Source organism: Rugamonas fusca (genome assembly GCF_014042365.1).
GTDB classification, from domain to species: domain Bacteria; phylum Pseudomonadota; class Gammaproteobacteria; order Burkholderiales; family Burkholderiaceae_D; genus Rugamonas; species Rugamonas fusca.
The window spans coordinates 326,418-339,709 of the sequence record NZ_JACEZS010000001.1 but is presented as its reverse complement, the minus strand read 5'-3'; the positions used below and the strand labels follow the sequence as shown (position 1 = coordinate 339,709).

Sequence of the window (13,292 nt, the reverse complement as noted above, 5' to 3'; positions counted from 1 at the left end):
GGTGTCCGCGTTCAGGCGTGGTGGCGACGCGCGGGCCCCTGGCGCTTGGGACCGGCGGCGTACACGAACACGGCCAGTACCGCCAGGCACCAGACGATCAGCGCGCCCGATGGCAGATCGAACAGGGTCGACAGCACCAGCCCGCTCGCATAGCCGGCCGCGCCGATCAGGTAGGCCAGCACCAGCCGCCGCTTGCCCGTGTAGTGGCGCACGGCCAGGCCCGGCACGATCAGGCTGGTAAACACCAGGTAGACGCCCACCAGTTGCACGGACGCCGTCACGGCCAGCGCGAAGATCAGGTAGAAGCCCAGCCGGCTGAGCCGCTCCTGGAACAGGAACAGCAGCGCGCTGATGACGGCCGTGCCGATGGCCGGCACCAGCAACTGATCATAGCGCACCCACAGGATCTGGCCGGCGAGCAAGTCCTGCAAATGTTCGCCGCCATGCGGGTTGTGCGCCACCAGCAGCAAGCCGGCCGTGGCGGCCAGGATGAACATGACGCCGATCTGGGCCTCTTGCACTTCCGGCCAGCGCTTCTCAGTCCAGGTCAGCAGCACGGCGCCCAGCACGGCCGCCAGCGCGGCGGCCGCCTGCACGGCCCACCCTTGCGGATCAAGGTCGGCCACCCCGGCCACGATCACTCCCAGCGCGGCGATCTGCGCGATGGCCAGGTCGATGAAGACGATGCCGCGCTTGAGCACCTGGGCGCCCAGCGGAATGTGGGTGACCAGCACCAGCAGGCCCGCCAGCAGCGCCGGCAGGATGATCATCAGGTCAAACGAGGCGGCCGTCATTTATTGGCATCCAGCAGGCGTTGCACGGTCGAGTCGAACAGGCCGAACAGATCCTTGGCGCGGTCGTCGCCGCCCACCGTGAACGGCAACACGACGGCGGGAATCTTCGCGTGCTCGGACAGCCACTGCGAGGCGCGGCCATCCTGGTAGGCCGCGCGCAGCACCATGCGGGCCGGCTGGCGCTGCAACTGGCCCAGCAGTTCGGACAGGTGGGCCGCGCTCGGCTCCACGCCCGGCTTGGGTTCCAGCGTGCCCACCTGCCGCAATCCAAGCCAGTTCATCAGGTACTCCATGTTCTTGTGATGCTCGACCACGGCCACGCCCTTCAGCGGTGCGGCCTGTTTCTCCCACTTCTGCATGGCGGCATCCCAGCGGGCCGCGAAGTCCTTCTGGCGGGCCTGGTAGTAAGCCGCGTTAGCCGGGTCCAGTTCCGCCAGCCGCTTGGCCAGGGCCACGGCCACCAGCGCGATATTGTGCGGATTTTGCTGGATGTGCGGATTGCCGGCCGCGTGCACGTCGCCTTCGCTGCGGTCAACCTTGCCGGGCACGTCGAGCCTGGGCACATAGGCGCCTGCCTCGAAGTTGCCAGGCTGGCCGGCGCCTATCCTGCCGTTGCCAGATTGCTGGATCAACACGGGCAGCCAGCCCACTTCCAGTTCCAGCCCCGTGCACACGAGCAGGTTGGCGTTGCGGGTACGGGCGATCAGGCTGGGACGCGCCTCGATGCGGTGCGGGTCCTGCAGCGCGTTGGTGGCGCTGGACACCTTGACCTTGTCGCCACCCAGCTCGGTTGTCAGCGCTTCCCATTCCGGCTCGCAGGCGAGCACGTTGACGGTGGCATGGGATGGCAGGCAGAACACGGCGCTCGCGCACGCGAAGGCGGCCCGCAGGAAAAAATGACGTTGTTTCAGCATGACGGCTCCTTAGAAAGCGTGGGCAGCGTGCGTGCCCAGGCTCATGATGTATTGCAGGAAAATCTGGTTATCGGTGACGCCGGGGCGCGACTGGTCGCGCGCCAGCTGCAGCCGCAGGCGGGAAAACTCGGACGGGCTGTAGTCCACCATCACGCTGCTGCGCGTCGGGTTGTAACCTTCCAGCACGGGGAAGCTGGCCAGCGCCAGCGCGCCGCTGTCGACCAGGCCGATGCGCGGCGTGCCCGACGACAGCCGGTCGTAGCGCGCGCCCACGCGCCAGTACGGCATGAACTGGTAGACGCCCTGCGCATACCAGCCGGACTGCACGCTGCGGTAGCCGCCGCTGGCCGCATCCGGGGTGCCGGCGGCGTAGGCCAGGCTGCCATCTTCCTTGCGCCGGAAATATTCGCCGAGCAGCTTGAAATTGGTGTGGGTGGGATTGCCGTTGGGCGCCCACTTGTAGATGGCGTCGGCGATCCAGGTGGCCGACTTGCCGCTGAACGCGTAGTTCAGGCCGCCGTCTTCATAGCCGCGCTGTTGCGCCCCCGTGTGCAGATAAGAAACCCCGGCCCGGTAGCTGGCCGACGCGCCGATATCGTCGCCCAGGTGGGCGAACACGCTCCAGGCGCCGGCGCCGTTCTTGTTGCGGTCGTTGCCGGGATAGGCGGCGCCGTCGCCCGCTTCCACGCCGAGTTCCAGGAACTGGTCGAGCGGGGCCAGCCATTTGGCTTGCACGCCATCGGGCTTGTACTGGCCGCCGAGGAAAGCCTGGTAGGCCAGCGGCGCGTCCACGAAGTCCCAGGTGTGGGCGTGCTGGCTGTTCAGGTAGCCGATGGAAGACAGGAAACGGCCCGCTTTCAAGTTCATGCCGTTGGGCAGGTCACGGGTCTGCATGAACGCTTCTTCCACGCTCAGCGTATTGTCGCCGGCCAGCGAGAACGTCAGTTGGCCGGCAAACTGCGGATCGATGTTGGCGGCCATGGTCAGCTCGGACTCCCCGAGGCTGAAGCCGCGCTTGCCCGGTCCCACCTCGCCGCCGCTGGGAATGAAACCTTGCAGGCGGTATTGCGTGGGGTCCTGCGACAGGTTTTGCAGGGTGCCGCCCAGGATCATGGAAATGTTCGGATTGAACAGGTTGGCCGGCGGCGCGGCGCCCCCCACCGGCGCGGCCGGCGCCACGGATGGGGCGGGCTCGGCCGCTGGCGCGGGCGTCGCCACCTGCTGGGCCACGGCCGGCTCGGCCGGCTTGCCCGCAGGTGCGGCGGCCAGCGTGGCCAATTGCGCCTGGGCGGTGGCGGTAGCGGCCTGGGCTTGCTGCAAGCGCTGTTCCAGCGACTGCAGGCGGGCTTCGTAATTTTTTTGCATCTGGGCGATCTGGGCGCGAATCGCCGCCAGTTCTTTCTGTTCCGACTTGTTGGCGGCGTGCGCCATCGGCGCGGCCACGGCGGCGCTCACGGCGAGCGCCATTACGCTGCGTTTCAGCATGATGATCCTTGTTTGAATGAGTATGCGCGCCGCCGCCTGCCAGGCAGGGCGACGGGACGATGGGCTGCAATCAGGCCAGGACAGGTGGCGCGCGGGAATGGAAGACGCAGACGGTGCGCCGGTGGCACGACGTTTCCGGGCCGCCGATGACGGCCACGGCGCCGGCACGCATGGCGGGGATGGCATGGATGGCCGTATCGAGCGCGGAACCGATCTGGGCGAACGCCAGGCACTGTTCGCAACTCTGGTCCAGCGCCAGCGACTTGTTGGCGCGAAGCTGCCGTTCGCCGCCGCCAGCGTTGGCCGTCACGCGGCCACTGCCGGACCAGTGCGACAGCGCATGCGATATCCCCATCTGCTGGGACAGTACCAGCAGAAGCGACAGCATCACATAGGCAAAGGTGCGGCGGACGTTCACAAATTAGCAACGAGCGGGAAACGATGGCCGTATTGTAATGCTATCGGCGCCAGGTTTGCGCGCTTTTTTGTATCGAATGGCCGTTGAAAGTTCAAGGCACGGGGACTTGCTTTTGCAGGAAGGCGTGCACCTTGGCAGCGGCCAGCTGGTTGACCGACACCAGCAGCGCCGGATCGACGGGTCCCAGTCCATAGCTTTGGTCCAGATGCCGGCCGATGTGCAGCAGCACCTCGGCCGCCACTTCCGCATCGGACTCGGCCCGGTGGGCCGCGCTCTTGAAGCGGATGCCCAATTGTTCGGACAGATTGCCGAGCTTGTAGCTGGCCAGTTGCGGGAACACGCGGCGCGACAGCTTGAGCGAGCACACCAGCCCCGCATGGGCCGGGGCCAGGCCCAGCCGCGCGCTCTCGGCCCGCAAAAATTTCTCGTCGAAGCTGGCGTTATGGGCCGACAGGGTATCGTTGCCGATGAAATCGAGCAAGGCCGGCACCACCTGAGCCACCGGCGGCGCCCTGTCGACCATGGCCTGGGTGATGCCCGTCAGGCCCGTGATGAACGGCGGGATACGCACATTGCAGTTAATCAGCGACACGTAGCGTTCCACCACCCGTCCGCCGGCAATGCGCAGGGCCGCCACTTCCGTGATGCGGTCACCCATGTCGGGCGACAGGCCCGTCGTCTCGAAGTCGATCATGACGATCGGTTTGTCAAACACCTGCATCGCGTCTTTCCCCTGTCTGAACATTCAACCAAATTTGCGCACGGCGTCCAGCGCCAGGCCGGCGCCGATACTGCCGAAGCGGTCGCCTTCCACCTTGCGTGCGGCTGGCAGCAGCGCCGCGATGCGCTCGCGCAGCAGCCGCACGCCGCTGGAGCCGCCCGTGAAGAATACCGTGTCCACGGCGTCGGGCGCCACGCCGGCGTCGCCCAGCAGCTTGAGCACGGTCTGCTCGACGGCGCCGACCAGGTGGCCGATGGCCGCGTCGAACTGGGGGCGCTCCAGCTGCAAGGTGGTGGCCGGCGACAGCCGGTCCAGTTCCAGCGCCACGGTCGGCGCGTCCGACAGCGCGATCTTGCCCTCCTCCACGCGCATGGCCAGCCAGTGGCCAGCCCGGTGGTCGATCAGCTTTTGCAGCCGGCCCAGCTTGTCCGGCTCGGCCGCGTCGCGGCAGATGTCAGCCAGTTGCACCCACATTTTCTTGGTGTACGCCTGGTTGATGGTGTGCCATGTGGCCAGGTTGAAGTAATAGCTCGACGGCACCTCGCTGTTGTTGCGCAAGCGGCTACCGTAGCCGAGCAAGGGCATCACGGAGGACAGGCTCAGGTACTTGTCGAAGTCGGTGCCGCCGATGTGTACGCCGCCGTTGGCCAGGATGTCGTCGCGCCGCTCGGCCAGACTGGCGCGCTGTGGCGACAGCCGCACCAGCGAGAAGTCGGACGTGCCGCCGCCTATGTCGGCGATCAACACCAGCTCCTCGCGGCTGATCTGCGACTCATAATCGAAGGCGGCGGCGATCGGCTCGAACTGGAAGGAAATATCCTTGAAGCCGACGGAGCGGGCCACCTCGGCCAGGGTATCCTGGGCCAGCTGGTCGTTGACGGCACTGTCGTCGATGAAAAAGACGGGCCGCCCGAACACGGCCGAGGTGAATTCCCGTCCGGCCGCCAGTTCGGCGCGGCGCTTGAGTTCGCCGATGAACTGGGCCAGCAACATACGGAACGGCAAGGCGCGCCCGCCCACTTCCGTCTGGCCGTCGATCAGGCTGGTGCCCAGCAGGCTCTTGAGCGAACGCATCAAACGCCCCTCGTAGCCGGCCAGATACTGGCCCAGCGCGGCCCGGCCGAAGCTGACCTCATCGTCTTCCGCATTGAAGAACACCACGGACGGCAAGGTTTCCTTGCCATCCTCCAGCCCCAGCATGACGGGGTGGCCGGGCCGCACCCAGCCCACCGTGGAATTTGATGTGCCAAAATCGACACCGCAAGCAATGGCCATGTCGACCCTTCCCGATAATAAAGGGGCGTCATTCTATCAGACTTGGCCGCCCACGGCCCACTTTGCCCGCGACCAGCCCCTACGGCGTCAACGCCTGCAACCGGCCGGACTAACAGCACACATGTTGATATAAAGATGAAACCATGCTATTGCCACGCGGTAATAATTTAAGTTATGCTTAAGAGAAATATTTGGCCATCAACGGCCACCGGCCGGCGCCTGGCCGGCGATCACGAGATTATGGCAAAAACCACCACGCCCCCGGGCGCCGACACCGCGTCGCCCTCCGCCACCGCCCTGCCGGCGGCCCGCCGCGTCACGTCCTATGACGTGGCCCTGTTGGCCGGGGTGTCGCAGTCGGCCGTGTCGCGCTGCTTCAAGCCGGGCGCCAGCGTCTCCAAGGCCACGTATGCGCGCGTGATGAAGGCAGCCGCCAGCCTCGACTACATTCCCAACGCCGCCGCCCGCAGCCTGATCACCCGGCGTAGCAACATGGTGGCCGTGTTGATCAGCAATACCTCCAATCTGCATTACCCGGAAGTGTTGTCGGCCCTGAGCCAGCAGATCGCCCGCCATGGCAAGCGGGTACTGCTGTTTTCGCTGGCCCAGGAGGCGGACGTCGCCCATGCGCTGGCCGACGTGTGGCAATACCAGGTGGACGGCGCCATCTCCGTGGCCAGCCTGTCCGATGAACATATCGTGGAATTTCGCCGCCGCGGGGTGCCGCTGGTGCTGCTCAACCGCCGCGCGCCCGGCCAGGTGGCCCATACGGTCAGTTGTGACCAGGTGCAGGCGGCCCGTACCCTGGTGTCGCGCCTGGCCGCCGCCGGCCACCGCCAGTTCGCCCTCATCGAAGGCCCGACGGACTCCTGCACTGCACAGGAACGCAGGCGCGGGGCGTGGCAGCGGCTGACGGAGCTGGGTTTGCCGGCCCCGCTCGTGGTGACGGGCCAATATGACTACGCCAGCGGCGGCACGGGCTTGCGCGAGATCATCCGCCAGCTGGGCCGGGTGCCCGACGCCGTCATTTGCGCCAGCGACGTCATGGCCATTGGCTGCCTCGACTGCGCGCGCCATGAACTGGCCCTGGACGTACCGGGCCAGTTGTCGGTGGCCGGCTTCGACGCCGTGGAGCCATCGAATTGGCTCAGCTACAACCTCACCACGCTGCGCCAGCCCATGCAGCAGATGGCGGCCGCCGCGGCCGACCTGCTGGTGGCCCAGATCGACGGCCGTGAAACGGAAGCCCGTGGCCGCCTGTTCAGCGCCCAGTTCATCGAAGGCGCAACGGCGCGGCTCGCCCCGCTGCAACCGGACATGCTGGCCGCCTGAGCCCCGCCGTCGCGCTCAACCCAGCTTGGGATTGACCTTGGGACGGCGCCGGATGCAGATCAGGCCCAGACCCATGGCCGCCATCGCAAGCACGTCCGGTTCCGGCACGGGCGACACCTCGACACTCAAGGTACCCGAATAATTGCCACCGCGGTTGGCCAGCAGCGTGCGGCCACTGACGTCGAAGCCATAGTGGCCAGCGGCCAGGGGCGCGAACAGGCCGAAGCTGCCGCTGCCGAAACTGTTACCCAGGCTGGTGCGCGTCAGGTCGTCGTTGATCCTGAACCAGCTGATGTCCTCGAGGGCGGCATTGCTGTGCACGTGACCACCGATGTTGCTGTTGCCTTCGGTGTAAGTGCCGGCAAGGTAGGCCAGCGTTCCCGTCGCGACGTCGAACAGGTATTCGTCCGTGAAACGGACCATGGACGCCGCATGGTTATGGCCGAAGGTGGCATAGCCGCCGCTCAGGTCCAGCGTGGTGGGCGCGGCACAGGCGAACGGGGCGCTGAACAAGCCCGCCAGCAGCAGGCCGGCGGCCGCGATGTTGGTCATAGTCGAATGGTGCATGGGTAGCCAGAAAAATGGGGGGGCGCCGTTGGCGCCAAATGCTTGCCAAGAAAAAACGTAGACAATTAATCACTTGGCGAAAGTATAACATATCAATGCAATAACGTTGCTTTGCAATTTATCATGTAGCAAGAATAATCTTGCCGTCAGGCATGCCTCGCAGGCCGCGCCGAAACCCGGCACGGGGCCGGCTATAATGCGGTCGATGAACGACACCAACGCTCCCCGCTTTACCCCGCAAGGCCTGCAGCCCACGCCGGAGCAGACCGCCATCCAGCTGGCCCAGAACAAGGTGGTGCTGATCGACGCCAATGCCGGCGCCGCCAAGACGACCACCCTGGCCATCCGTATCGGCGAGGCCCTGGCCCGCAAGCTGGCGCCCGAGCAGATCCTGGCGCTCACCTTCACCCCTGAGGCGCGCGACGTCATGCGCCAGCGCCTGCGCGAGGTTGGCATCCCCCACGCGACGGCGGCCCGCATCGCCGTGCTGACGTTCGAAGACTTCGCCGGGCAAATGCTGGCGCGCGGCGACGTGGACGACGTGCAACCCTGCCCCCACGTGCGGCAACTCAGGAAATATGCGCTGCAAGCCATCGCGCGGGCGGGCGAGCGCTACGCGGGCAGCGTCGATGGCCTGGATTTACGCACCCACAACATCGCGCTGAGCCAGTTCCTCGACTTCCAGCTCACCCTGAAGGCGACCATGGCGCTGGAGGCCGATGTGGAATGCATGGGCGTGGAAGACGCGGCCGAATTGCTCAACGTGCCTGTCACCGATTACCTGGTCACCATGGAATATGAGCGTCTGCGCCTTGGCAGCGGTGAAGGCGCCCAGTTCCGCGGTCCGTTCGACGCCACCTACGACCTGGCGTGCGCGCTGGGCGCGGACGGCGCCGGGGCGGACGACTTGCCGGCCTACCGGGTGGTGGTATGCGACGAGCTGCACGACCTGAACGAGGCCACGTTCCGCATCCTCAACGCGCTCATCGCCCAGCCCCAGTGCTTCTTCGTGGGCGCCGGCGACAAGGACCAGGTGATCCACGCCCGGCTCGGCGCCAGCGACACCTTCCTCAACCGCCGGTTCAAGGAAGCGTATCCGCAACTGGTGCGCTATCCGCTCACCCACAGCTACCGCCACGGCCCGCACCTGGCCTACGCCATGGCCGAATTCAAGCACAAGGCCGTCGATTCGCGCCTGCCGCTGCACACGGAAATCCGCCAGGCCCACTACGCCGCCGGCGCCGCCGACTGCGCCGCCAGGGTGGTGGCCGCCATCGGCCAGTGGAAGCGCGATGGCTTGCCCCTGGATGGCTGCGCCGTGTTGATCCGCGACCGCCACCAGTCGATCGCCATCGAGAACGCGCTGATGCAAGCGGGCATAGGCTACCGTACGCCGGAAATGGCCGGCTACCTGCAGCGCGACGAAATCCTGTTCTTGCGCGGCATGATCGCCATCGCCCTCAAGGACCTGGCCGCCGTCAAATCCTACGAAGTGCGCACCGCCATCGTGGAAGCGCTGGCCATCTTCGCCGAAGTCGAGCTGTCGCCGCAGAAAATGGAGCAGGCCAAGTACGCGATCGGCAAGGACCCGCACATCCTGGGCGACTTCTTCAGCGCCTACATCGACCGCGAGCAGCAAGGCTCGGCCCAGCGCCTGGTCACGGACACGGTCGCCTACCTGCATGGTGTGGGACCGGACGCCAGCGCGGCCGGGGTGCTGAGCGCCGTGTGCGAGCGCATGGGGCTGGAGACGGCCGCCCGGCGTATCTTCCTGCGTCCCTACGACGCCAGCGTGGTGGCCCGCTCGGTGGCCGGCTTCGTGGAGGCGGCCGCCCAGTCGGGGCAGACGCTGGCGCAATTCTGGCAGGCACTCAGCGCGGGTGAAGCGTTCGCCACCCGCAAGCGCGAGCGCGAGGCGGTGCTGATCGAATGCGTGGCCAACGCCAAGGGCAAGGAATTTGCCCACGTCATCCTGCCCTTCCTGGAAACGGGGGAGTTTCCCCAGCCGCTGTGCGCGCGGGGCGAGGAGGAAAACCTGTTCTACGTGGCCGCCACCCGCGCCAAATCGCGCCTGACCCTGCTCTCGCCGGAGGACACGGCCCGGCGCAGCCCCTTTATCGCGCAGATGAAGCTGGCCAGCAGCGCGGCCGCCGCCGACGCGGCGCTCGCGCGCAACGCCACCCCGCCGCCCGCCGCCCCCACCCGGTACTACCTGACGGCCACCTTCCATGAAAAGGAGCAGGTCAAGGCGCTCGGTGCCGAATACGACTTGACCCGGCGCGCATGGTTCGTGCCGCCGGGCCGGGACCTGCAACCGTTCGCGCGCTGGCTCAAGCGTGTATGAACTAACGGAAATTGGCCAGCCGCGTCAGCAGGGTGTAGTCGGATTCCACCATCATCATGCCGCTCAGCACCAGCAAGCACAGCGGCGGCAGCAGGATGGCGCCGATCAGCGCCAGCCGTTCCCAGCGCAGATGCATGAAGATGGCCACGATCAATCCCGCCTTGGCCAGCATCAGCGCCACGATCAGGGTCCAGCGCACATAGCCGGTGAAGTGGAACACATCGACCAGGTAAGAAAACGTGCTCAGCACAAATAGCAGCAACCACACCTTCAGGTACAGGCCAATCGGGTGCTGGCGTTGATGGGGTGCGTCCATGATGCTCCTACCACAAGTAAAACAGCGCGAAAATAAACACCCACACGAGGTCGACGAAGTGCCAGTACAGGCCCGCGATCTCCACCACGTCGTAATGACCGGCATGCTCGTAGCGGCCAGCCCAGACCCGGCGCGCGATCGTGCCCAGGTACACCACGCCAGCCGACACATGCAGGCCATGGAAGCCCGTGATCATGAAAAAGCACGCCCCGAACTGGGCCGCGCCCATGGGATTCCCCCAGGGCCGCACGCCCTCCCCGATCAGCTCCGTCCATTCGAACGCCTGCATGCCGACGAAGGTGGCGCCCAGCACCGCCGTCAGCAACATCAGGGCGGCGCAACGGGCGCGCTCGCGCCGGTAGGCGAAGTGCACGGCCATGGCCATGGTGCCGCTGCTGCTGATGAGGATGAAGGTCATGATGGCGATCAGCAGCAACGGCCACTTGGTGTGCCCTATCGTCAACGCAAACACCTCACCGGGATTGGGCCAGGCGGCCGTGGCGGCGATGCGCACTGACATGTAGCCGGTCAGGAAGGTGCCGAAGATAAAGGTGTCGCTGAGCAGGAAGATCCACATCATCGCTTTGCCCCACGGCACCTGGAACGCCACCTTGTCGCCGGACCAGTCGGCCACCACGCTGCGCCAGCCTGAGCCTGCGGGCAATTCTGCTTGTGTTGTTTGGTTCATGTTCCCTCCTGCCAGCGCCAGCTAGGTAATACCGCACACCGCTTGCACCACGGCCGGCGTCACCAGGAACAGCATGGCGAACATGGCCAGCCACAATACGAGCAGGAAATGCCAGTAGCGCGCGCACAGTTCGATGCCGCCGCTGGCCCGCAACACGCCGCCCCCACGCACCAGGGGCCAGGCCGCCAGGCCGGCGGCCACCAGGCCGCCGATCACGTGCACGCCATGCAGGCCCGTGATGAGGTAGAAGAAACTGTTGGCCGGGTTGGCCGCCACGGTGAGGTCGCGCCCGCTCATCGCTTGCCAGGCCCACAGCTGGGCGCCCAGGAACAGCACGGAACTGGCGCAGGCCACGGCGACGGCCAGTGTCGCGGCCAGTTCCCTGCCGCGCGACGCGGCGCGCCACGCCAGCTGCCACGCCATGCTGGCCGCGAGCAGCAACGCGCTGCCACACCACAGCTGCCACGGCACCACGGGCAAGGGACGCCAGTCCGCCACGGCCATGCGCATCACATAGGCCGCGCCGAACAGGAAAAACAGCATGGAGATCACGCCCGTCAGCACCCACAGGCCGGCGCGGCGCACTGCTTGCCGTTCCGGCCCCGGCCCCGGCCACCAGGCCGCTTGCCCAGGCAGCACGTGGAGGGTGGTCATGACGGCAGCTCCCCGTGCGGCGCCACCGGGGCGGGCAGGACCACATCCTGCGTCGGGTCCGCCTCTTCGGGGCCACAGTTCTGGGCGATATAGTCGCTGTCGCCGTCCTGGCGGCCATAATCGTAGGCGCCGCGGTACACGACCGGCAATGCCGGGCCCCAGTTGCCATGGCCCGGCGGCGTGTGCGGCGTCTGCCATTCCAGGCTGGCCGCGCGCCAGGGATTGCCATCGGCCACCTTGCCGTGCGTGGCGCTCCACGCCAGGTTGAACACGAACAGCAGTTGCAGCGCGCCCACCACCAGCGCCACCACGGTGATGAAGGCATTGAGCGACTGGGCCGAGGGCGGAATGAAGGCATAGTTCTCATAGGCATAGTAGCGCCGCGGCATGCCGAGTATGCCCAGGTAGTGCATGGGGAAGAAGATCAGGTAGGTGCCGATGAAGGTTCCCCAGAAATGCAGCCGCGCCAGCGTCTCGTTGAACATGCGCCCGCTGACCTTGGGATACCAGTGATAGAGGCCGCCAAACACGGCCAGCACGGGCGACACCCCCATCACCATGTGGAAATGGGCGACGACAAAATACGTGTTGGACAAGGGAATATCGACGCTCACGTTACCGAGGAACAGGCCCGTCAGGCCGCCGATCAGGAAGGTACTGATGAAGCCGATGGCGAACAGCATGGGCACGGTCAGGTGGATGTCGCCCTTCCACAGCGTCAGCGTCCAGTTGTAGACCTTGAGCGCCGTGGGCACGGCGATGATCAGGGTGGTGGTGGCGAAGAAGAAGCCGAAATACGGATGCATGCCGCTCACGTACATGTGGTGGGCCCAGACGACAAAGCTCAGACCGCCGATGGCGACGATGGCCCACACCATCATGCGGTAGCCGAAGATGCATTTGCGGGCGTGCACGCTGATCAGGTCGGAGATGATGCCGAACGCGGGCAGCGCCACGATATACACTTCCGGATGGCCGAAGAACCAGAACAGGTGCTGGAACAGCAGAGGACTGCCGCCCTGGTGCGCCAGATGCTGCCCCATGGAGACGACGGCCGGCATGAAGAAGCTGGTGCCCAGCGTCTTGTCGAGCAACATCATCACGGCCGACACGAACAGGGCCGGGAACGCCAGCAGCGCCAGGATGGTGGCAACAAAAATGCCCCACACGGTCAGCGGCATGCGCATCAGCGTCATGCCCTGGGTGCGCGCCTGCAGCACGGTGGTCACGTAGTTGAGCCCGCCCATGGTGGCGGCCACGATGAACACCAGCAGGGACAGCAGCATCACGACGATGCCCCACTCCACGCCCGGCGTGCCGGGCAGGATGGCCTGTGGCGGATACAGGGTCCAGCCGGCGCCCGTGGGGCCGCCGGGCACGAAAAAGCTGGCCAGCAGGATCAGCACGGCCAGCAGGTAGACCCAGTAGCTGAGCATGTTCAGGAACGGGAACACCATGTCGCGCGCGCCCAGCATCAGCGGGATCAGGTAGTTGCCAAAGCCGCCCAGGAACAGCGCCGTCAGCAGGTAGATCACCATGATCATGCCGTGCATGGTGATGAACTGGTAGTAGCGCGGTGCGTCGATGAAGGCGAACCGGCCCGGGAAGCCCAGCTGCAGCCGCATCAGGTCCGACAACACCATCCCCACCAGTCCCACCGCGATGGCCGTGATGGTGTACTGCACGGCGATCACCTTGTGGTCCTGGCTCCACACATAACGGGTCCAGAAGCTGCCGGAACCATGTTCGCTGCCATAAGACATGCCAACCTCCTCCCTCCACGC

General features: G+C 66.1%; 13 protein-coding genes. 2 read left to right on the top strand and 11 right to left on the bottom strand.

What is annotated here, in order from left to right:
* Positions 1–11: 11 nt before the first annotated feature.
* From H3H36_RS01425 to H3H36_RS01400, 6 genes are all read right to left on the bottom strand, one after another.
* A complete protein-coding gene (locus tag H3H36_RS01425) occupies positions 12–794 on the bottom strand; it encodes a metal ABC transporter permease (protein ID WP_182213189.1) in 783 nt (260 codons plus the stop codon).
* Complete coding sequence (locus H3H36_RS01420; protein ID WP_229219655.1) at positions 791–1,708, bottom strand: metal ABC transporter substrate-binding protein; 918 nt, start codon at positions 1,706–1,708, stop codon at positions 791–793. Before H3H36_RS01420 ends, H3H36_RS01425 begins: the two co-directional genes overlap by 4 nt.
* 9 nt (positions 1,709–1,717) lie before the next feature.
* Positions 1,718–3,193 carry a putative porin gene (locus tag H3H36_RS01415; protein WP_182213188.1) on the bottom strand — a complete coding sequence of 492 codons (1,476 nt, stop codon included), beginning with the start codon at positions 3,191–3,193 and terminating at the stop codon, positions 1,718–1,720.
* A gap of 70 nt (positions 3,194–3,263) precedes the next feature.
* Entirely contained in the window at positions 3,264–3,581 is a 318-nt protein-coding gene (locus tag H3H36_RS01410) for a hypothetical protein (protein WP_220459558.1), read from the bottom strand.
* Positions 3,582–3,702: 121 nt separating this feature from the next.
* A complete protein-coding gene (locus tag H3H36_RS01405; protein ID WP_182213186.1) occupies positions 3,703–4,332 on the bottom strand; it encodes a 3'-5' exonuclease in 630 nt (209 codons plus the stop codon).
* A 24-nt stretch (positions 4,333–4,356) separates the two neighbouring features.
* Positions 4,357–5,607 (bottom strand): Hsp70 family protein, encoded by a 1,251-nt coding sequence (locus H3H36_RS01400; protein ID WP_182213185.1) that lies wholly within the window; start codon positions 5,605–5,607, stop codon positions 4,357–4,359.
* Between the two features lie 240 nt (positions 5,608–5,847).
* Here H3H36_RS01400 and H3H36_RS01395 point away from each other — a divergent pair, with 240 nt between their 5' ends.
* Positions 5,848–6,939, top strand: coding sequence for a LacI family DNA-binding transcriptional regulator (locus H3H36_RS01395; protein WP_182213184.1), 1,092 nt, complete (start codon positions 5,848–5,850; stop codon positions 6,937–6,939).
* Positions 6,940–6,954: 15 nt separating this feature from the next.
* Here H3H36_RS01395 and H3H36_RS01390 read toward each other — a convergent pair whose 3' ends face one another.
* Positions 6,955–7,506: an FxDxF family PEP-CTERM protein gene (locus H3H36_RS01390; protein WP_182213183.1), complete on the bottom strand. Its 552-nt coding sequence runs from the start codon at positions 7,504–7,506 to the stop codon at positions 6,955–6,957.
* Positions 7,507–7,711: 205 nt separating this feature from the next.
* Here H3H36_RS01390 and H3H36_RS01385 point away from each other — a divergent pair, with 205 nt between their 5' ends.
* Positions 7,712–9,850: an ATP-dependent helicase gene (locus H3H36_RS01385; protein ID WP_182213182.1), complete on the top strand. Its 2,139-nt coding sequence runs from the start codon at positions 7,712–7,714 to the stop codon at positions 9,848–9,850.
* A 1-nt stretch (position 9,851) separates the two neighbouring features.
* Here the strand turns inward: H3H36_RS01385 and H3H36_RS01380 are convergent, their stop codons facing one another.
* The 4 genes from H3H36_RS01380 to ctaD are packed head-to-tail and all read right to left on the bottom strand — an operon-like array spanning position 9,852 to position 13,271.
* Positions 9,852–10,166, bottom strand: a complete 315-nt coding sequence (locus H3H36_RS01380; RefSeq protein ID WP_182213181.1) for a cytochrome C oxidase subunit IV family protein — start codon at positions 10,164–10,166, stop codon at positions 9,852–9,854.
* A 7-nt stretch (positions 10,167–10,173) separates the two neighbouring features.
* The gene (locus H3H36_RS01375) at positions 10,174–10,854 is read right to left on the bottom strand and encodes a heme-copper oxidase subunit III family protein (RefSeq protein ID WP_182213180.1); all 681 of its coding nucleotides are present in this window, start codon (positions 10,852–10,854) and stop codon (positions 10,174–10,176) included.
* A gap of 21 nt (positions 10,855–10,875) precedes the next feature.
* Positions 10,876–11,508: a cytochrome c oxidase subunit 3 gene (locus tag H3H36_RS01370; RefSeq protein WP_182213179.1), complete on the bottom strand. Its 633-nt coding sequence runs from the start codon at positions 11,506–11,508 to the stop codon at positions 10,876–10,878.
* On the bottom strand, positions 11,505–13,271 hold the full coding sequence (gene ctaD / locus H3H36_RS01365) for a cytochrome c oxidase subunit I (protein WP_182213178.1): 1,767 nt from the start codon (positions 13,269–13,271) through the stop codon (positions 11,505–11,507). Before ctaD ends, H3H36_RS01370 begins: the two co-directional genes overlap by 4 nt.
* Positions 13,272–13,292 lie beyond the last annotated feature (21 nt).